At 68.9% G+C, this 19,817-nt stretch carries 21 protein-coding genes; 20 read left to right on the plus strand and 1 reads right to left on the minus strand.

The features are described 5' to 3' along the window. Positions 1 to 14 precede the first annotated feature (14 nt). Complete coding sequence (locus ACNQFN_RS14155; RefSeq protein ID WP_068639691.1) at positions 15 to 1,982, minus strand: diguanylate cyclase; 1,968 nt, start codon at positions 1,980 to 1,982, stop codon at positions 15 to 17. 211 nt (positions 1,983 to 2,193) lie between these two features. Between ACNQFN_RS14155 and ACNQFN_RS14160 the strand changes: the two genes are divergently transcribed. The 20 genes from ACNQFN_RS14160 to ACNQFN_RS14255 all read left to right on the plus strand — a co-directional run bounded on the left by ACNQFN_RS14160 (position 2,194) and on the right by ACNQFN_RS14255 (position 19,805). Continuing rightward, a complete protein-coding gene (locus ACNQFN_RS14160) occupies positions 2,194 to 2,736 on the plus strand; it encodes an NUDIX hydrolase (protein WP_068639690.1) in 543 nt (180 codons plus the stop codon). Positions 2,737 to 2,814: 78 nt separating this feature from the next. Then, positions 2,815 to 3,399 carry an electron transport complex subunit RsxA gene (rsxA, locus tag ACNQFN_RS14165; protein WP_068639689.1) on the plus strand — a complete coding sequence of 195 codons (585 nt, stop codon included), beginning with the start codon at positions 2,815 to 2,817 and terminating at the stop codon, positions 3,397 to 3,399. 16 nt (positions 3,400 to 3,415) lie between these two features. Continuing rightward, the gene (rsxB, locus tag ACNQFN_RS14170; protein WP_418646808.1) at positions 3,416 to 3,967 is read left to right on the plus strand and encodes an electron transport complex subunit RsxB; all 552 of its coding nucleotides are present in this window, start codon (positions 3,416 to 3,418) and stop codon (positions 3,965 to 3,967) included. Further along, a complete protein-coding gene (gene rsxC / locus ACNQFN_RS14175; RefSeq protein WP_083953531.1) occupies positions 3,964 to 5,565 on the plus strand; it encodes an electron transport complex subunit RsxC in 1,602 nt (533 codons plus the stop codon). Before rsxB ends, rsxC begins: the two co-directional genes overlap by 4 nt. After that, the gene (locus ACNQFN_RS14180) at positions 5,562 to 6,566 is read left to right on the plus strand and encodes an RnfABCDGE type electron transport complex subunit D (RefSeq protein ID WP_418646809.1); all 1,005 of its coding nucleotides are present in this window, start codon (positions 5,562 to 5,564) and stop codon (positions 6,564 to 6,566) included. Before rsxC ends, ACNQFN_RS14180 begins: the two co-directional genes overlap by 4 nt. After that, positions 6,563 to 7,237 (plus strand): electron transport complex subunit RsxG, encoded by a 675-nt coding sequence (gene rsxG / locus ACNQFN_RS14185; protein WP_068636332.1) that lies wholly within the window; start codon positions 6,563 to 6,565, stop codon positions 7,235 to 7,237. Before ACNQFN_RS14180 ends, rsxG begins: the two co-directional genes overlap by 4 nt. Continuing rightward, positions 7,234 to 7,944 (plus strand): electron transport complex subunit E, encoded by a 711-nt coding sequence (locus ACNQFN_RS14190; protein WP_068636333.1) that lies wholly within the window; start codon positions 7,234 to 7,236, stop codon positions 7,942 to 7,944. The genes rsxG and ACNQFN_RS14190 overlap by 4 nt, the downstream gene beginning before the upstream one ends. A gap of 13 nt (positions 7,945 to 7,957) precedes the next feature. Further along, a complete protein-coding gene (gene nth / locus ACNQFN_RS14195) occupies positions 7,958 to 8,590 on the plus strand; it encodes an endonuclease III (RefSeq protein ID WP_068636424.1) in 633 nt (210 codons plus the stop codon). A gap of 105 nt (positions 8,591 to 8,695) precedes the next feature. After that, positions 8,696 to 9,127 carry a DUF1841 family protein gene (locus tag ACNQFN_RS14200; protein ID WP_418646810.1) on the plus strand — a complete coding sequence of 144 codons (432 nt, stop codon included), beginning with the start codon at positions 8,696 to 8,698 and terminating at the stop codon, positions 9,125 to 9,127. 108 nt (positions 9,128 to 9,235) lie between these two features. After that, a complete protein-coding gene (locus tag ACNQFN_RS14205) occupies positions 9,236 to 9,589 on the plus strand; it encodes a PepSY domain-containing protein (RefSeq protein WP_068636335.1) in 354 nt (117 codons plus the stop codon). Positions 9,590 to 9,592: 3 nt separating this feature from the next. Next, entirely contained in the window at positions 9,593 to 10,252 is a 660-nt protein-coding gene (locus ACNQFN_RS14210; RefSeq protein WP_418646811.1) for a response regulator transcription factor, read from the plus strand. Continuing rightward, positions 10,249 to 11,580, plus strand: coding sequence for an ATP-binding protein (locus tag ACNQFN_RS14215; protein WP_418646812.1), 1,332 nt, complete (start codon positions 10,249 to 10,251; stop codon positions 11,578 to 11,580). The genes ACNQFN_RS14210 and ACNQFN_RS14215 overlap by 4 nt, the downstream gene beginning before the upstream one ends. A gap of 244 nt (positions 11,581 to 11,824) precedes the next feature. Beyond that, entirely contained in the window at positions 11,825 to 13,417 is a 1,593-nt protein-coding gene (locus ACNQFN_RS14220) for an ABC transporter substrate-binding protein (protein ID WP_068636338.1), read from the plus strand. A gap of 240 nt (positions 13,418 to 13,657) precedes the next feature. After that, on the plus strand, positions 13,658 to 14,638 hold the full coding sequence (locus ACNQFN_RS14225; protein WP_068636339.1) for an ABC transporter permease: 981 nt from the start codon (positions 13,658 to 13,660) through the stop codon (positions 14,636 to 14,638). Between the two features lie 10 nt (positions 14,639 to 14,648). Next, positions 14,649 to 15,557 carry an ABC transporter permease gene (locus ACNQFN_RS14230; protein WP_068636340.1) on the plus strand — a complete coding sequence of 303 codons (909 nt, stop codon included), beginning with the start codon at positions 14,649 to 14,651 and terminating at the stop codon, positions 15,555 to 15,557. Then, entirely contained in the window at positions 15,554 to 16,612 is a 1,059-nt protein-coding gene (locus ACNQFN_RS14235) for an ABC transporter ATP-binding protein (protein ID WP_068636341.1), read from the plus strand. Before ACNQFN_RS14230 ends, ACNQFN_RS14235 begins: the two co-directional genes overlap by 4 nt. After that, entirely contained in the window at positions 16,609 to 17,598 is a 990-nt protein-coding gene (locus tag ACNQFN_RS14240; RefSeq protein WP_418646813.1) for an ABC transporter ATP-binding protein, read from the plus strand. The genes ACNQFN_RS14235 and ACNQFN_RS14240 overlap by 4 nt, the downstream gene beginning before the upstream one ends. 105 nt (positions 17,599 to 17,703) lie before the next feature. After that, positions 17,704 to 18,831, plus strand: a complete 1,128-nt coding sequence (locus ACNQFN_RS14245) for an aminotransferase class V-fold PLP-dependent enzyme (protein ID WP_068636343.1) — start codon at positions 17,704 to 17,706, stop codon at positions 18,829 to 18,831. A gap of 388 nt (positions 18,832 to 19,219) precedes the next feature. Further along, complete coding sequence (locus tag ACNQFN_RS14250; protein WP_040828871.1) at positions 19,220 to 19,492, plus strand: type II toxin-antitoxin system ParD family antitoxin; 273 nt, start codon at positions 19,220 to 19,222, stop codon at positions 19,490 to 19,492. Between the two features lie 7 nt (positions 19,493 to 19,499). Beyond that, entirely contained in the window at positions 19,500 to 19,805 is a 306-nt protein-coding gene (locus ACNQFN_RS14255; RefSeq protein ID WP_068636344.1) for a type II toxin-antitoxin system RelE/ParE family toxin, read from the plus strand. Positions 19,806 to 19,817: the final 12 nt, after the last annotated feature.

A 19,817-nucleotide genomic window follows, 5' to 3' on the forward strand; every position in this document is an offset into this window, starting at 1 on the left:
TCACGGCCGGCAGCTCAGGGAGCCCGGCCGGCCAGCTGCGGCGCCACGACGCAGTTGCGCCCGCGCGCCTTGGCAAGGAAAGCCCCACGGTCGGCGAGCTTGATCAGCGCCTTCATCGCCGGCATCGATTCGTCGCGCACTGCCAGGCCGATGCTGACCGAAAGGCGCAGCTGCGGGCCGCCCGTTTCGATCTCCAGATTGGCCGCCGCCGCCCGCAGGCGCTCCGCGCAGGCGAGCGCCGCATTCAGATCGGCATCCGGGCAGATGACGAGAAACTCGTCTCCGCCCATGCGGCAGAGGACATCCTGCGCGCGCAGTTCGCCGCGCAGCACCTCCGATACCTGGCGCAGGGCCATGTCGCCGACGTCGTGCCCGTGCGCGTCGTTGATCTCCTTGAAACCATCCAGGTCCGCGACCATCACCGTCAGGGGGCGGCGGTGGCGGGCGCATGCGGCCCACTCCATGTACAGGCGATCGATGGCATAGCGCCGGTTCGGCACGCCGGTCAGCACATCGGTCATCGCCACTTCCTGCAGGCGCCGGTTCGAAATCGCCAGCTCGGCAGCGAAATGCCGAAGCTCCTCGCGCTCGTGTTCGAGCCGAAGCTGCAGCAGGATCGTGCGGCGCCCCGCCTGCATCCGCAGCGCCAGCGCGCTCGGGCATACCGGCCTCACGAGAAAATCGTCGGCCCCCGCTTCGGTGGCCTTCCTGAGGGTTTCTTCGTCCAGGTGGTCGAGCAGCACCAGCAGATACAGCGAGCAGCCGAAACGGGTGTCGCGCAGCGCCCGGATCCAGTCGGCCCAGCACCCCGCATGCCCCCAATCGACGACCATCAGCTGCGGCTGTATGTCGATCGCCCGCTCGATGCCCTGGTCGTAATCGTCCTCTTCGGTGATCAGGAAGGTGTCCGGGTCCAGCGTCGAACGCATGCACGCGCGTTCGTCCTCGTTCGCGCCGATCACGAGCACGCGAACCGCTTCGTCGTCCCTGAGCTCGTCGCCTGCATCCGGGCCCTGGCCGGCACCGTCCGGCGGACGCCGGGCAGCTTCGGCGACGGGCGCTTCCTTCGTGGACGACAGCCGGGAAAACGCGGGTGCCTGCCTGGTCTCGAGCAGCAGCAATTTGCCCCATTCTCCCCATTCGCGCCCGACGTTCTCGCACAATGCGATGAAATCGCCGTGCGATATCCCGAGCCGGTTCGCCAGCCGCAGCATCGGCGGCATCAGGTTCGCATGCTCGGACTCGGGCGAGAGGCATAGCCGGGCGATCGCCCGCGAGAGCACCAAGCATTGCAGCACGCCGGCTTCCCGGCTGGCCTCGGCGAAGCCGGCCTGCTCCGGCGTTTCGTAGCACTGCACCGGAGCGACCATGACTTCGGGCAAGCCCCAGTCCAGCAGCATCGCGGCACCGAGTTCGCAATGCGTCATGGCGAAGGCCTTCTCCTCGAGCTCGAGCTGGTGCAAGTCCGGCGTCGCCGCGATTTCGCGCAGCACGCCGCCGAACTCGGCCGGATACAGCGTCGCCAGGGCCAGTTCGCCGACGCGTGCGAGCAGGCCGACACTGAAGGCCTCGTCCGCGGCGAACACGCGCACGCGCAGCGCCAGCGCCTGCATCGACAGCGCCATCACCAGCGAAAAGGACCAGAAATGCTCGTAATCGAAAGCTCCGCAGGCGCCCTTGCGATAGTTGGACAGCAGCGAAAAGCCCAGCGCCATCGTGCGCACGGAGGGCAGGCCGAGCACCATCAGCGCATCCTTCACCGATACCACCGCGCGCTTGCCTGCACCCAGCGAGGAGTTGGCCGCCTTGACCAGGCGCCCGACGAAAGCCGGGTCGCCCCTGATCGCCCGCGCCAACTCGGCCGCCGACACGTTCGGAGACTGGGTGAGCCGAATGATCGCGATCGCCACGCCACGCGGCGATGGAAGATCTCCCGCCGCCTTGAGCTGTTCGAAACGCTTCATGTCAATCGGCTGCCGCATGAAATGATTCTCCTGACATATCTTGTCGTCACTGCGAGGGCGCGGTTCAGGGACGCGAAAGCGCCATTCTTCCCTTTCTGCAAGGTCACCGCCACGGTCACGGAAAAAATCTTGACCGATCTTATAAGCATACGCGGTATTTCCGTTCCGATCAGTGCAGAAAAGCACGCTAGAATCAAACCTGAAAAACGCCTCCCCCCTTGCCCATTCAATGAACTTCTGCTCGAACTGCGGCGCCCCGGTCGAAATCCGCATCCCCGCGGGCAACAGCCATCCACGCCACGTCTGTCCGCAGTGCGGCACGATCCACTACCAGAACCCCAAGCTGGTGGTCGGTGCGCTGGCCGAATGGGAAGACCGGATCCTGCTCTGCCGCCGCGCGATCGAGCCGCGCCATGGCTACTGGACGCTGCCCGCCGGCTTCATGGAAAACGAAGAGACGACCGCCGAGGCGGCCGCGCGCGAAACCGCCGAAGAAGCCTGCGCGCGCATCGCGGTGGGCGAACTGTATACGCTGATCGACGTGCCGCATATCAGCCAGGTCCATCTGATCTACCGCGCCCGCCTGCTCGACCTGGATTTCCGCGCCGGCGAGGAGTCGCTCGACGTGGCCCTGTTCCGCGAAGAAGACATCCCGTGGGAGCAGATCGCCTTTCGCAGCATCGGCCTGACGCTGCGCCACTTCTTCGACGACCGCCGCCGCGGCCACTGGTCCTTCCACAGCGCCAGCCTGGCGCCCCCGCCGGCCGCCTGAGCGCCCGGCCGGGCTCCGAGGCTTGAAGTGCCTTCGCCCCGCGGGCGATAATCCGCCGTTTATTTTCCCCGGCGGATCATGGCCAGCTACATCTTCGTCGTCATCGGCGCCGTCCTGGTGAACAACGTCGTCTTCGTCCGCATCCTGGGCCTGTGCCCCTTCATGGGCGTATCGAAGAAGCTCGACACCGCGATCGGCATGGGCGCGGCGACCACGTTCGTGCTCACGCTCGGCTCGGGTTCGAGCTACCTGATCGACCACTACCTGCTGCAGCCCTTCGACCTCGGCTATCTGCGCACGCTGTCCTTCATCGTCGTCATCGCCGCCATCGTCCAGCTCACCGAACTGGTGATCCAGAAGACCAGCCCGCTGCTGCACCAGGTGCTCGGCATCTACCTGCCGCTGATCACCACCAACTGCGCGGTGCTCGGCGTGCCGCTGCTCAACGTCGGCATGAACCACGACCTGCTCGAATCGCTGCTGTTCGGCTTCGGCTCCTCGGTCGGCTTCACGCTGGCGCTGGTGCTGTTCGCCGGCATCCGCGAACGCCTCGACGGCGCCGACGTGCCGGTGCCGTTCAAGGGCACGGCGATCGCGATGATCACCGCCGGCCTGATGAGCCTGGCCTTCATGGGCTTCGCCGGCCTGGATCGCTTCCAGTGACGAAAAGGCACCGCCGATGCTGACCGCCATCCTCGCCATGACAGCCCTCGCCCTGGTGCTCGGCGCCGCGCTCGGTTACGCCGCGGTGCGCTTCAAGGTCGAAGGCGACCCGCTGGTCGACAAGATCGACGCCATCCTGCCGCAGACGCAGTGCGGCCAGTGCGGCTACCCCGGCTGCAAGCCCTACGCCCAGGCGATTGCCGGCGGCGAGGCCGACATCAACCAGTGCCCGCCGGGCGGCGAGGAAGGCGTCCGCAAGCTGGCCGACCTGCTCGGCCGCGAGTTCAAGCCGCTGTCCGAGGAACACGGCACCGAGAAGCCCAGGGCCGTCGCCGTCATCGACGAGCAGACCTGCATCGGCTGTACGCTGTGCATCCAGGCCTGCCCGGTCGATGCCATCGTCGGCGCCGCCAAGCAGATGCACACCGTGGTCGCGCCGCTGTGCACCGGCTGCGAACTCTGCCTGCCGCCCTGCCCGGTCGATTGCATCGCCATGGAGCCGGTCGCCGAGACCGTCCAGAGCTGGAAATGGAAATACCCGGTGATCGACATCAGGAAAGCCGCATGATCGCGCGCCTGTTCAAGTTCCACGGCGGCGTCGCACCCGAAGGCCACAAGGACGAATCCGCCGGCACGCCGATCCGCCGCGCGCCGCTGCCCTCGCGCCTGGTCGTGCCGCTGCGCCAGAGCCCGCGCACCACCGCGCGCTGCTGCGTCGAGGTCGGCCAGAAAGTGCTCAAGGGCCAGCGCATCGGCGAAGCGGAAGGCGGTTTCGGCACCGCGGTGCACGCGCCGACTTCAGGCACCGTGGTCGATTTCGCTCCCTACCCGATGGCCCACCCTTCGGGCCTGCCGACGCGCTGCGTCGTCATCGAACCCGACGGCGAGGAGCGCTGGATCGAGCGCACGCCCTTCGACATCGACGCTGCCGGCCGCGACGCCGCGCTGGCCTGGCTGCGCGACTGCGGCGTCGTCGGCCTGGGCGGCGCCGCCTTTCCCAGCCACGTCAAGCTCGGCAGCAGCGGCGGCGTCGATACGCTGATCCTCAACGGCGCCGAATGCGAGCCCTGGATCACCTGCGACGACCGCCTGATGCGCGAACGCGCCGCCGAGGTGCTGGCCGGCGCGCGCATCCTGTTCCGCCTCATCGGCGCGCGCGAATTGCTGATCGGCATCGAGGACAACAAGCCCGAAGCCATCGCAGCGATGCGCGCCGCCGCCCGCGATGCCGGCGACGAGGCAAGCATCCTGCCGGTGCCCGCGCTCTACCCGATGGGCGGCGAAAAGCAGCTCATCCGCGCGCTGACCGGCATCGAGATTCCCTACGGCAGGTTTGGCGCCGAATACGGCGTGCAATGCTTCAACGTCGGCACCGCCCACGCCGCATGGCGCGCCATCGTCCACGGCGAACCGCTGGTGGATCGCATCGTCACCCTCACCGGCAACGTCGCCCATGCCGGCAACTGGGAAGTATTGATCGGCACCCCGATCGACGAACTGCTGGCACTCGCCGGGCCCGCAGCGGACACCGACCGCTGGCTGATGGGCGGCCCGATGATGGGTTTCGCGCTGCCGCGGCTCGACGTGCCGGTGATCAAGGCCTGCAACTGCATCATCGCCGCCTCGCCGACGCTGATGCCGCCGCCGCCGCCCGAACAGCCCTGCATCCGCTGCGGCGAATGCGCACGCGCCTGTCCGGCCGAACTGCAGCCTTTCGAGCTGTACTGGTTCAGCCGCGCGCGCAACTTCGACAAGGCGCGCGACTACCACCTGTTCGACTGCATCGAATGCGGCTGCTGCGCCTACGTCTGCCCCTCGCACATTCCGCTGGTCGATTACTACCGTTTCGCCAAGAGCGAGATCGTCGCGCGCGAGCGCGACAGGAACGCCGCCGACCAGGCGCGCGAACGCTTCGAATTCCGCAACTTCCGCCAGGACCGGGAAAAGGAAGAAAAAGCCGCCCGCTTCGCCGCCAAGGCCGCGGAAACCCGTGCCCGTGCCGCCGGAGAAGCCACGGCAGAAACGCCCGCCGCCGGAGCGCCGGCCGCGGCAAGTCCCGGCGATGCGGCGGACAAGAAGAAGGCCCTGATCGCCGCCGCACTCGCCCGCGCCCAGGCGCAAAAGGCCGCGGCGGCGGCGCACGATACCGAAGACCCGGCCCCATGATCCACTCCCCCTACATCCGCAAACCGGCCAGCGTCCAGCGCGTGATGGGCCTGGTGCTGCTGGCGCTGCTGCCCGGCATCGCCGCCTACGCCCACACCGTGGGCGCCGGCATCCTGGTCAACCTGGGCATCGCCACCTGCACCGCGCTCGCCGCCGAAGCGCTGGTGCTGGCCTTGCGCAAGCGGCCGGTGGCGATCGCGCTGAGCGACCTGTCGGCGGTGCTGAGCGCCTGGCTGGTGGTGCTGTGCTTCCCGCCGATCGCGCCGTGGTGGTTGACGATGCTCGGCGTAACCGTCGCCATCGTGATCGCCAAGCAACTGTACGGCGGCCTCGGCCAGAACCCCTTCAACCCGGCGATGGTGGCCTACTGCGCGATGATCGTCGCCTATCCGGCGCTGATGTCGCAGTGGCCGCCGGCCGGCGGGATGGACTTCGGCACCCAGCTCGGCCTGATCCTCGGCGGCGCGCGCGACATCGACGGCCTCACCGGCGCCACCGCGCTCGACGCCCTGCGCACCGGCCTGCACGCCGGCGCCGGCCCGGTCGACGTGCTCAGGCAGGGGCCGGCCTTCGGCTTCCTCGGCGGCAGCGGCTGGGAATGGATCGCGCTCGGCTACCTCGCCGGCGGCCTCTTCCTGCTCGCCGCCCGCGTCATCACCTGGCACATGCCGGCCGCCTTCATCGCCACCCTGAGCCTGGTGTCCGGCCTGTTCTGGCTGGTCGATCCCGCCCGCTTCGCCTCGCCGCTGTTCCATCTGGCCAGCGGCGGCGCGATGCTCGCGGCCTTCTTCATCGTCACCGACCCGGTGTCCGGCGCCACCACGCCGCGCGGCAAGCTGATCTTCGCCGCCGGCGTCGCCCTCGTCGCCTGGACCATCCGCAACTTCGGCGCCTATCCCGAAGGCATCGCCTTCGGCGTGCTGCTGATGAATCTGTGCGTGCCGCTGATCGACATGAAGACCCAGCCGCGCGTCTTCGGCCACCGCGGAGGCCTGCGATGAGCGCGCCCGGCGACGCCCTGCGCACTTCGCTGCGCACGTCCGCGATCATGCTGGCCTTCACCGTGGCCTTCACCGCGCTGATGGCCTTCACCTACGACCGCACCCGGCCGATGATCGAAGCCTCGGCGCAGCAAGCGCAGATGCGCCTGATCGACGAAATCCTGCCGCCGGACGGCTACGACAACGCCCTGCTCGACGACCTCGTGCTGCTCGGCCCCACCCCCGCGCTCGGCCTCGACAAGGGCGGCAGGGTCTGGCGCGCACGCAAGGCCGGCGAGCCGGTCGCGCTGATCGTCGAGGCCACCGCCCCGGACGGCTACGCCGGCCGCATCGCGCTGGTGGTCGCGATCAACACCAACGGCCTGCTGTCGGGCGTGCGCGTCACCACGCACAAGGAAACGCCCGGCCTCGGCGACTACATCGATCCGAAGAAGGACCGCCGCAAGGACATGCCCTGGATCGGCCAGTTCGCCGTCGCCGGTTGGCGGGACGCCGACCCCGCGAGCTGGGCGGTGCGCAAGGACGGCGGCACCTTCGGCTACCGCACCGGCGCCACGATCAGCGCGCGCGCGGTGGTCGGCGCCGTCGGCCGCGCCACCGCCTGGGCCGTCGCGCATCAGCAGGATCTCTTCTCCGCCCCCGCCGGCAGCACTTTCGGAGCGCAACCATGAACACCCGACGATTCCGCGAGCTCGCCCACAACGGCCTGTGGAAGCAGAACACCGGCCTCGCCCAGTTGCTCGGCCTGTGCCCCATCCTCGCCGTCAGCACCAGCATGGTGAATGCGGTCAGCCTCGGGCTGGCCACCATCCTGGTGATGGCGCTGGCCAACCTCGCAGTCTCGGCGCTGCGCAGCTACATCCCCTACGAGATCCGCATCCCGGTCTTCATCCTGATCATCGCCGCGCTGACGACGGTGGTCGATCTGAGCTTCAACGCCTTCTTCCACGACCTCTATCTGGTGCTCGGCATCTTCATCCCGCTGATCGTCACCAACTGCATCGTGCTCGCGCGCGTCGAAGCCTACGCGGCCAAGAACGATCCGCTCGGCTCCACCCTGGACGGCGTCATGATGGGCCTCGGCCTGGTCTGGGTGCTCGGCCTGCTCGGCGGCATCCGCGAACTGCTCGGCGCCGGCACGCTGTTCTCCGGCATCGAGATGATCGTCCCCTCGCTGTCGGCCTGGAACGTGTTCGGCGACGGCTATCCCGGCTTCCTGGTCGCCATGCTGCCGCCCGGCGCCTTCATCACGCTGGGCTGCCTGATCGCCGCCTTCAACGCGATCAATGCGAAGCTGGCGGAACGCGCGCGCCGGCGCCCGCCTGCGGCACCCATCGCCCAGGACGCCACGGACGCCGAACCGGCGGCAGCGGGCTGAAGCCATGGCCCTGATGAAACGCGAGGCGATCCGCGAATTCTTCCGCCGCCTGCACGACGCCAACCCGGACCCGCGGACCGAGCTCGAATACGCCTCGCCCTACCAGTTGCTGGTGGCGGTGGTGCTGTCCGCCCAGGCCACCGACCGCAGCGTCAATCTCGCCACCCGCAAGCTGTTCGCCGACGCGCCGACGCCCGAGGCGATGGTGACGCTGGGCGAAGCCGCCATCGCCGAACACATCAAGACCATCGGCCTGTTCCGCAACAAGGCCAGGAACACGCTGGCGCTGTCGCGCCTGCTGCTCGAACGCCACGGCGGCGAGGTGCCGGCCGACCGCGCCGCGCTCGAAGCCCTGCCCGGCGTCGGCCGCAAGACCGCCAACGTCGTGCTCAACACCGTGTTCCGCCAGCCGGTGATGGCGGTCGACACCCACATCTTCCGCCTTTCCAACCGCAGCGGGCTGGCGCCCGGCAAGGACGTGGTGGAAGTGGAAAAAGCCTTGATGCGCCGCGTGCCGAAGGAATACCTGCTCGACGCCCACCACTGGCTGATCCTGCACGGCCGCTACACATGCACCGCGCGCAGTCCAAAATGCGGGCAGTGCATCGTGCGCGACCTGTGCCTGTTCCGTGACAAGACCGCCTGAGCGGCGGCGGCATCGCCGCCCCGGACGAACCGACGCCGGCGATCCGGATCGAAGCCGACGAGCCGATACGCCCCATTCCATCCCGAACACTTGCCGGAGCCTCCAATGTTCAACCCCAGCCGCGACCAGGTTCGCCGCTTCTTCATCGACAGCTGGCGCAAGCATCATGCACGCGAAGTGCTGACGCCGATGGAGACCATCGCCGCCGACATCGTCGGCCATCACCCGGAATACCATGCCATCGTCGAAGACCCGGACGCCATCGATCGCGACTTCACCCCCGAGGACGGCGGCATCAACCCCTTCCTGCACCTGTCGCTGCACCTGGCGATCGAGGAACAGTTGTCCATCGACCAGCCGCCCGGCATCCGCGCCGCCTTCGAGGCCGCCTGTGCGCGCCACGGCGACCGCCACGACGCCATGCACGATGCGCTCGAATGCCTCGGCGAAATGCTGTTCAGCGCCCAGCGCAACGGCACCCCGCCCGACGGCGCGGCCTACGTCGCCTGCCTGAAGAAAAAGGCCGGCATCGGCTGAAGGCCCGCAGGCCATCAACAGGCATGGCAGCTTTCAGCCTGGCTTCAGCCAGGCCCTGCGACACTGTGCCCGTCCCATCCCGGACAGCCAAACCGCAAGGAGCCCATCATGAACATCCGCCAGACCCACACCGCCCGCCGCAGCGTCGCCGCGGCCATCGCCGGCCTCGCCGTCGCCACGCTCGCCGCCACCGGCCTGCAGCCTGCCACCGCCCACGCCTCGGACGACCGCGCCCGCGCCAGCGAAGTCCGCCAGTTGCGCGAAAGCGGCAAGATCCTGCCGATGGAAGACATCCTCGCCCGCGGCCGCGCCGCCCAGCCCGGCCAGGTCGTGGAAGTCGAACTCGACCGCGAACGCGGCAGCTACGTCTACGAGGTGAAGATCATCGACGACGCCGACCGCGTGCATAAGCTCGAAATCGACGCCGCCAGCGGCGAAATCCTGCGCCGCAAGACGAAGTAAGCCATGCGCCTGCTCGTCGTCGAAGACGATCCCGATCTGGCCGGGCAGCTGCGCAGCCGCTTCGAGCACGAGGGCTACGCCGTCGATGTCGCCGGCAACGGCATCGACGGCGCCCACCTCGGCGCCACCGAAGCCTACGACGCCGCGGTGCTCGACCTCGGCCTGCCCGGCAAGCCGGGGCTGGACGTGCTGCGCGAATGGCGCGCGGCCGGCAGCCGCCTGCCCGTGCTGATCCTCACCGCCCGCAACGGCTGGACCGAGCGCGTCGAAGGCCTGCAGGCCGGCGCCGACGACTACCTGGGCAAGCCTTTCCACGTCGAGGAACTGCTGGCCCGGCTGCAGGCGCTGCTGCGCCGCAGCGCCCCGGCGCCCACGCTGGAACTGCGCACCGGCCGATGGCGGCTCGACGAAGCGCGCCAGTGCCTGTGCGGCGACGACGGCGGCGAGCAGACCCTGACCGCCACCGAATTCCGCCTGTTGCGCTACTTCATGCGGCATCCGGACGAAGTGCTGTCCAAGACCCGGCTCTACGAGCATGTGTACGACCACGGTGCCGAGCACGACAGCAACGTCATCGAGGTCTACGTGCGCCGGCTGCGCAGCCTGCTCGGCAACGAGCGCATCGAGACCCGGCGCGGCCAGGGCTACCGCTTCCTGCCATGACATCGCTGCTCAACCGCCTGTCGCTGGCAATGGCCCTGGTGCTGGTCGCCGCCGGCCTGCTGCTCGCCTTCGCGCTGCAGGATTTTCCCCGCCGCCTGGTCGAAGACTACGTGGTCTCGCGCCTGAAGAACGACGCCGACCTGCTCTACGTCCACGTGCTCGATGCCAACGACCCCGGAACCGCCGCGGAGGGCTCGGCCGGCACCGCCTACCAGATCCCCCTGTCCGGCCACTACTTCATGATCCGCAAAGGCGACGGCCCCTGGCTGCGCTCGCGCTCGCTGTGGGACGAAGAGCTCGCCCTGCCGCCGCCCGACGCCAGCGGCGAGGCCGTGTTCCGCCTCGACGGCCCCGCGCGGCAGAAACTGCTGGTCTATGCCAAGCACTTCCCGTCCGCCGACGGCGGCATCATGGTCGTCGTCACCCAGCACATCTCCTTGCTCGACGACGCCATCGCCAGCTTCGGCCAGCGCATGCTCGCCGGCCTGGGCATCGCCCTGCTGCTGTTGCTGATCCTGCAGCGCCGCCTGCTGCTGCACGGCCTCGCCCCGCTGCAGGACGCAGCCGCCGCCTGCCGCCGGATCGAGCGCGGCGAAGCCGCCGGCCTCGACCGCCAGGCCCCGCGCGAAGTCCAGCCGATGCTCGACGCCCTCAACCGCCTCGCCCAGCATCACGCCCAGCGCCTCGGCCGCATCCGCCACACCGTAGGCAACCTGTCGCACGCCCTCAAGACCCCGCTGGCCGTGCTGCAGCACCACGCCGACGAACTGCAGCGGCAAGGGGCCGAAACCTCGGCCCGGGCCATCCAGGCCCAGGTCGACACCATGCGCGACACCATCGAGCGCGAACTGCGCCGCGCCCGGCTCGCCGGCGGCGGCCCCACCCGCGAAGGATTCGACGCCCGCTCCCAGCTCCAGGCCCTGACCCTGGCCCTGCGCCAGCTCCATGCCGAGCGCGCACTCGACATCGTCCTCGACATACCCGAGCGCCACTACCCGCTCGACCGCGAAGACATGCTGGAGCTGTTCGGCAACCTGCTCGACAATGCCTGCAAATGGGCAGGCTCACGCGTCGTGCTGCGCCTCGCCGGCGAGGCCGAGGCCCCCGACGCCCTGGCATGCACCATCGAGGACGACGGTCCCGGCGTACCGCCGGACATGATCCACAGCCTCGGCACCGCCGGCCTGCGCAGCGACGAACGGCGCCCGGGCCACGGCATCGGCCTGGTCATCGTCGGCGACATCGTCGCGCAGTACGGCGGCACGATCGGCTACGCACCCTCTCCGTCGCTGGGCGGCCTGCGCGTATCCCTGCACCTGCCGCTGTAGCAGCCCGCTCCACGACATGGACCGGTCAGCCTGCGCAAGACACCTGGCCAGACACCTCATCGGACAGCTCATCGGACACCATTCCACTCGCCCGGCGATGCATGCGCCAGCCTGAGCAAACCAGCATTTCATCGTTCCGCTCATGGCATCGGCGACGGATAATGGCGGCACCTTCGGCCTTTCGTCCGACTGCGGCGGCACCTCGTCCGCGCGCCCTTCCCGCACTCGCCAGGAGAACCCATCCATGCCCCAGCACGCTTCGCCTTCCCGCCGCCCATCCCTGCTCGCGCGCCTGCTGTTCGGCGCCGCCATGGCCGGCGCGCTGCTGCCCGCCTGGGCCGCCGACCTGCGCATCGGCCTGTCGTCCGACGTCACCTCGCTCGACCCGCACTTCGTCAACATCGCACCGAACATCGCCTTTTCCGACCACGTCTTCGACACCCTGGTGAAGTCCGACGCCAGCGGCAAGCTGGTGCCGGGGCTGGCGGAAAGCTGGCGCGCGCTGTCGCCGACCACCTGGGAATTCAAGCTGCGCCAGGGCGTCGTCTTCTCCGACGGCACGCCGCTGACCGCCGAGGACGTGGTGTTCTCGCTCGACCGCCCCGCCACCATCAAGAACAGCCCCGGCCCCTTCACCAGCTACACCAAGCAGATCGTCAGGAAGGAAGCCATCGACGCCCACACGGTGCATCTGCACACCGCCTCGGCCTATGGCCCGCTGCCGCTCGACCTGATCTCGATCTACGTGGTATCGAAGAAGGCCGCCGAAAACGCCGGCACCGAAGACTTCAACAGCGGCAAGGCGCTGATCGGCACCGGCCCGTTCAAGTTCGCCGCCTTCCGCAAGGGCGAGAGCATCGAAATCACGCGCAACGAGCGCTACTGGGGCGCCAAACCCGAATGGGACAAGGTGGTCTTCCGCATCCTCGCCTCCGACGCACCGCGCCTGTCGGCGCTGCTGGCCGGCGACGTCGACGTGATCGAGAACGTGCCCGCCGCCGACCTCGCCCGGCTCAAGACCAATCCGCAAGTCACGCTCGCCCAGCACACCACCTGGCGCACGCTGTTCTGGCAGCTCGACCAGTTCCGCGACCAGAGCCCCTTCGTCACCGGCAAGGACGGCAAGCCGCTGGACAAGAACCCGCTGAAGGACCTGCGCGTACGCCAGGCGATTTCCAAGGCGATCAACCGCCAGGCACTGGTCGAGCGCACGCTCGAAGGCCTGGCGGAGCCCGCCTCCAACATCAACGCGCCGGGCATCTTCGGCTACAACGCGCAGATCCCGGTCGAAGCCTACGACCCCGAAGGCGCGAAGAAGCTGCTCGCCGAAGCCGGCTATCCCGACGGCTTCTCGCTGACCATCCACGGCACCAACAACCGCTACATCAACGACGATCAGGTGGTGCAGACGGTGGCGCAGTTCCTCAACCGCATCGGCATCAGGACGCGGGTCGACACCCAGCCGGTCGCCACCTACTTCGGCAAGGCGCGCGCGCACGAATACAGCTTCGCGCTGCTGGGCTGGGGTTCGCTCGCCACCGACTTCACGCTGCGCTCCATCGTCGGCACCATCGACCCCGACACCGGCTGGGGCAGCTGGAACTGGGGCAAGTACAGCAACCCCAAAGTGGATGAACTGGTGGCCGGCGCGCTGGCCGCGGTCGAACCGGCCGAGCGCGAACGCCTCGCCCGCGAAGCCGCCAGCGTCGCGCTGGGCGACCTGGCGGTGATCCCCTCGCACCACCAGCTCGCCACCTGGGGGCTGCGCAAGGGCTTCGCCTACGACGGGCGCATCGACGAGTTCACCTTTGCGCACGAGATCCGCAGTGCGCGTTAGGAAAGGCCTGCACGTAGGATGGGTAGAGCCGAAGGCGAAACCCATCAAATCCGAGGCGAACCATGGCTGCCGCGCACGGTCCGCCCCGTCCTGCGTAAACGTCACGACCAATCGTAGGATGGGTAGAGCGAAGCGAAACCCATCGGCCATGGCGCACCCGAGCGTTGATGGGTTTCGCCTTCGGCTCTACCCATCCTACAGCTCTGAACAAGCGCTGGCCTGCCGTAGCGGAGCCGGCGCATGACGCTGTTCCTGCTGCGCCGCCTGCTGCAGACCGCCCAGGTGCTGTTCGTCATGTCGCTGCTGGTGTTCGTCGGCGTCTACGCCATCGGCAACCCGCTCGACATGCTGGTCGATCCGCAGGCCACGGCAGCCGACACCGCCCGCGTGGCCGCGGCGCTGGGGCTGGACCAGCCGCTGTGGGTGCAGTACTGGCGTTTCCTCGGCAACGCGCTGCAAGGCGACCTCGGCACCTCCTTCCTGCACGGCACGCCGGCGCTGCAACTGATCGTGCAGCGCCTGCCGGCGACGCTGGAACTGGCCGTCAGCGCGCTGCTGATCGCGGTACTGCTCGGCATCCCGCTCGGCCTGTGGGCCGGGCTGCGGCCGGACAGCTTCGGCGGGCGCACGATCATGGCCGGCTCGATCCTGGGCTTCTCGCTGCCGACCTTCTGGGTCGGGCTGATGCTGATCATGGTGTTCTCGGTGCATCTGGGCTGGCTGCCGTCCGGCGGGCGCGGGCCGACGCGCGAATTCCTCGGCCTCGAATGGTCGCTGCTGGCCCCCGATGGCTGGCGCCATCTGCTGCTGCCGGCGCTCAACCTGGCGCTGTTCAAGCTCGCGCTGATGATCCGCCTGACGCAGAGCGGCACCCGCGAGGCGCTGCTGCAGGACTACGTGCGCTTCGCCCGCGCCAAGGGCCTGCCGCCCCGCCGCGTGGTCGGCGTGCATGTGCTGAAGAACATCATGATCCCGGTCGTCACCGTGGCCGGCCTGGAGTTCGGCACGCTGATCGCGTTCTCGGTCGTCACCGAATCCATCTTCGCCTGGCCCGGCATCGGCAAGCTGCTGCTGGATTCCATCGGCCAGCTCGACCGGCCGGTGGTGGTCGCCTACCTGCTGCTGATCGTGTTCATCTACACGCTGATCAGCCTGGTGGCCGATCTCATCTACGCCGCGCTCGATCCGCGCGTGCGCCTCGCCGGCGGGCAGGCGGCATGAGGGCTGCGCGATGACGGCTGCCGCTGCTGCCTTCACCCCGGCCGCCGGCGGCTGGCGCGCGCTGGCCCGCGCCTACGCCGACAGCCCGCTCGCGCTCGCCGGGCTGGCGCTGCTGATGGTGATCGTCGCCGCGGCGCTGGCCGCGCCCTGGATCGCGCCGCAGGACCCCTACGACCTGTCGCAGCTCGACATCATGGACTCGCGCCTGCCGCCGGGCAGCGCCAGCGCCGACGGCAGCCTGCACTACCTGCTCGGCACCGACGGCCAGGGCCGCGACATGCTGTCGGCCATCCTCTACGGCCTGCGCATCAGCGTCGCGGTCGGCTTCAGCGCCACGCTGCTGGCGCTGGCGCTGGGCATGTCGCTCGGGCTGGTGGCGGGCTACGCCGGCGGGCGGCTGGATGCCTTCGTGATGCGCGCGGTGGACATCCAGATGTCCTTCCCGGCGATCCTCACCGCGATGATCCTGCTGGCGCTGTTCGGCCAGGGCACGGACAAGATCGTCATCGCCCTGGTGGCCTCGCAATGGGCCTACTACGCCCGTACCACGCGCGGCGCGGCACTGGTCGAAGGCCGGCGGGAATACATCGAGGCGGCCCGCCTGCTGGGGCTGTCCACGCCGCGCATCCTGTTCCGCCACCTGCTGCCCAACTGCCTGCCGCCGCTCATCGTCGTCGCCGCGCTGCAAGTGGCGGCGGCGATCGCGCTGGAAGCCACGCTGTCCTTCCTCGGCCTCGGCCTGCCGGTCACCGAACCTTCGCTCGGCCTGCTGATCGCCAACGGCTTCCAGTACCTGTATTCCGGCCGCTACTGGATGAGCGTGTTCCCCGGCGTGGCGCTGCTGCTCGCCATCGTCGCGCTCAACCTGGTCGCCGACCGCCTGCGCGAAATCCTCAACCCGCGCCTGCAATCGCAATGACGCCGATCCCGCCCTCCACCGCCGGCGGCACCGAGCCGCTGCTGCGCGTCGAACACCTCAGCACCCGCTTCCGCAGCCGCGGCGGCGAAGTGACCGCGGTCGACGACGTCGGCTTCGAACTGGCGGCGGGCGAGGTGCTCGGGCTGGTCGGCGAATCCGGCTGCGGCAAGTCGATGACCGGCTACTCGCTGATCGACCTGGTCGACCCGCCCGGCTACGTCGCCGGCGGCTCGGTGCGCCTGCACGGCCGCGAGCTGCGCGGCCTGCCGCCGAAAGCCTGGCGCGCGCTGCGCGGCGACCGCATCGCGATGATCTTCCAGGACCCGATGCTGACGCTGAACCCGGTGCTGCGCATCGACACCCAGATGGTCGAGACCGTGCTCGCGCACCGCCGCGTCGGCCGCGCCGAGGCGCTGGCGCGCGCGCTCGACGCCCTTGAACGCGTCGGCATCCCGGCCGCCACCGAGCGCCTGCGCAGCTACCCGCACCAGCTCTCCGGCGGCATGCGCCAGCGCGTGGCGATCGCCATCGCACTGCTCAACCAGCCCGACCTGATCATCGCCGACGAACCCACCACCGCGCTCGACGTCACCATCCAGGCGCAGATCCTGTACGAAATGCAGACCCTGTGCCGCGAAGCCGGCACCGGGCTGATCTGGATCACCCACGACCTGTCGGTCGTGGCCGGGCTGGCCGACCGCGTCTGCGTGATGTACGCCGGCCGCATCGTCGAGCAGGGCAGCACCGCGCAGGTGCTGGAACGCCCTGCCCACCCCTACACCCGCGGCCTGCTCGACGCCACGCCCGCCGCCGCGCTGGCGCGCGGCCACCGGCGCGGCGAGCCGCTACGCCAGATTCCCGGCAGCGCGCCGCCGCTGTCGGCGCTGCCGGTTGGCTGTGCCTTCCATCCGCGCTGCCCGCGCGCCGACGAACGCTGCATGCAGACGCCGCCGCGCGTTGCCACGGCGGCCGGGCAAGAAGTGCTGTGCTGGCATCCGCTGCCGCCCGGCGCATCGCTGACCGCCCCCGCCGCAGACATCGGAGCACGGCCATGAACACCCCGCCGCTGCTCGCCCTGCATGGCATCCACAAGCACTTCGGCCCGCGGCCGGACTGGCTCGAACGGCTCGGCATGCGCCTGGGCTGGCTGCCGCCGCCCGCGCGGGTGCACGCGCTGGACGGCGTCGACGTGGAAATCACTGCCGGCGAAGTGCTCGGCCTGGTCGGCGAATCCGGCAGTGGCAAATCCACCCTCGGCCGCGTCGCCGCCGGCCTGCTGCGGCCGGATCAGGGCCGCCGCCTGTGGCATGGCGAGGAAATCGCGGCCGCGCCGATGGCCGCCCACGGCATCCAGATGGTCTTCCAGGACCCGTCCGCGTCGCTGAACCCGCGCATGAGGGTGGCCGAACTGATCGCCGAAGCGCCGCGCACCCACGGGCTGATCGCCCGCCACGAACAGGCGGACTACGTCGCCGGCCTGCTGCGCCGGGTCGGCCTCGACCCCGGCGCCGCGAGCCGCTTTCCGCACCAGTTCTCGGGCGGCCAGCGCGCCCGCATCGGCATCGCCCGCGCGCTGGCGGTGAAGCCCGAACTGCTGATCTGCGACGAGCCGGTGGCGGCGCTGGACGTGTCGGTGCAGGCCCAGGTGCTGAACCTGTTCGGCGAACTGCGCGACCGCCTCGGCCTGACCTATCTGTTCATCAGCCACGACCTCGGCGTGGTGCGCCACCTGTGCGAACGCGTCGCCATCCTGTACCTCGGCCGCATCGTCGAAAGCGCCCCGGCGGACGAACTGTTCACCGCGCCGGCCCACCCCTACACCCAGGCCCTGATCGCCGATGCGCCGACGCTGAAGGCCGGGAAGAAACGCTTCGTCGCCATCCGCGGCGAACTGCCCTCGCCGCTGTCGCCGCCCTCCGGCTGCCATTTCCACCCGCGCTGCCCGCACGCCTTCGCCCGCTGCCGCGAGGAACGCCCCGTGCTGCGCGAGACCGCCCCCGGCCATCGTGCCGCCTGCCATCTGCACGACGCCTCCCTCTGAGCCCTCACGCGCATTCGGCTACAATCGGTCGTTTCCCGCAGGCGCACCGCCTGCAGCCCGCCCGGTGGAGACACCCGGCGCCCCCGCACACGAATGGAGATGACAATGCCCGGACTGCTGCCCGACGTCGACCCCGATGGCCTGCTCGAATACTCGGTGGTGTTCACCGATCGTTCGCTGAACCACATGTCCAAGGCCTTCCAGGGCGTGATGCGCGACATCTCGGCGACGCTGAAGAAGGTCTACAACGCCAGCTCGGTCGCGCTCGTGCCCGGCGGCGGCTCGTTCGGCATGGAGGCCGTGGCACGCCAGTTCGCCACCGGCAAGAAGACGCTGGTGATCCGCAACGGCTGGTTCAGCTTCCGCTGGACGCAGATCTTCGAAATGGGCGGCATCCCGTCCGAATCGATCGTCCTCAAGGCCCGCCAGATCGGCACCGGCTCGCAGGCCCCCTTCGCCCCCGCGCCGATCGACGAAGTCGTCGCCGCCATCCGCCAGCACCGCCCCGACCTGGTCTTCGCGCCGCACGTCGAAACCGCCGCCGGCATGATCCTGCCCGACGACTACCTGCGCGCAGTGGCCGACGCGGTACATGAACACGGCGGCCTGTTCGTGCTCGACAGCATCGCCTCCGGCGCCGTGTGGGTGGATATGCAGGCCTGCGGCGTCGACATCCTGATCAGCGCACCGCAAAAGGGCTGGAGCAGTTCGCCCTGCGCGGCAATGGTGATGCTCAACGCCACCGCGCGCGAGCGCATCGACGCCACCACCAGCACCAGCTTCGCCGCCGACCTGAAGAAGTGGCTGCAGATCATGGAAGCCTACGAAGCCGGCGGCCACGCCTACCACGCCACGCTGCCGACCGACGCGCTCGCCGCCATGCGCGACAGGATGAAGGAAACCGAAGCCTTCGGCTTCGACAAGGCCAGGGACGCACAATGGGAACTGGGCCGCCGCGTGCGCGCACTGCTGCAATCGCGCGGCATCCGCAGCGTCGCCGCCGAAGGCTTCCAGGCCCCGGGCGTGGTCGTCAGCTACACCGAGGACGACGGCATCAAGAGCGGCGCCAAGTTCATCGCCGCCGGCCTGCAGACCGCCGCCGGCGTGCCGCTGCAATGCGATGAACCGGCGGATTTCAAGACCTTCCGCATCGGCCTGTTCGGCCTCGACAAGCTGGGCGACATCGACCGCGCGGTGGGTAATCTGGAGCGGGCGCTCGATTCGCTGGGGTGAGGGTTCAATAGCCCTCGTCGGAGCCAGCGGCCGACGAGGGCTGCATAAACCGATGACTCAGTCACCCGACGAAAAAGGTGAAATCTGCTGAAGAGAAATAATGAGGCCGAGGCTGGGTAAATGTCATGCGACAGGTTCTCGACCTCAGCTGCCATTCGCCAGCCGCTGCCAGTGCAGCCGCAATGCGGCAGAAATCTGTCGCTCACTTGCCATCCCGCGAACTGGGACTTCTGCGCTGGAAGGGCTTCGGTACATGTTCGTACGCACAGCGCACCGGCTAGCCCAACAAAGCGTGGATCGTCGAGGCGGCGCGAACGCGCTGCCAAGCACACAGGCAGTCGGTTTAGTGGCAAACTATGCCATTACTTGACATTGCCTGGAGTACGCCATGTCCCTCAACGTCTCTTTACCACCAGAGCTGGAAAACCGGGTGCGCCAGCACGTCGAATCTGGCCTCTATAGCTCTGCGAGTGAAGTCATCCGCGAAGCATTGCGATTGTTCGAGGCCTACCAGGGCGTGCAGGCGGCGAACCTGGCCAGCCTGAAAGCCGACATCGCCCAAGGCGTCGCCGACATCGAGGCGGGCCGGGTGCGCGAGCTCGACATCAACGAAATCAAGCAACGCGGCCGGGCAACACTGGCAGCTCGGCGGCCGGCGTAGCGACGGCGTGAGCAAGGTTCGACATTCCGCCAGTGCGGAAAACGATTTGCTTGAGGCTTGGCTGTTCATCGCCGAGGACAGCGTCGAGTCCGCCGACCGGCTACTCGATCAGATCCGAAACGATTCGCGAACACTGCTCTTGCAGCCAAAAATGGGCCGGGCTCGGGACGAACTGGCGGTCGGCCTGCGCAGTTGGCCGACGTCAACGCCCTACATCCTGTTTTATTTCGTTGAGGGCGATGGGATCACCGTTGCGCGCGTCCTCCACCACGCCCGGGATGTTCCCGCGATCTGGAGCTGGCCAAGACACTGAGGACGCGCGGTA

This window comes from Thauera butanivorans (assembly GCF_048398245.1).
Lineage (GTDB): Bacteria > Pseudomonadota > Gammaproteobacteria > Burkholderiales > Rhodocyclaceae > Thauera > Thauera butanivorans.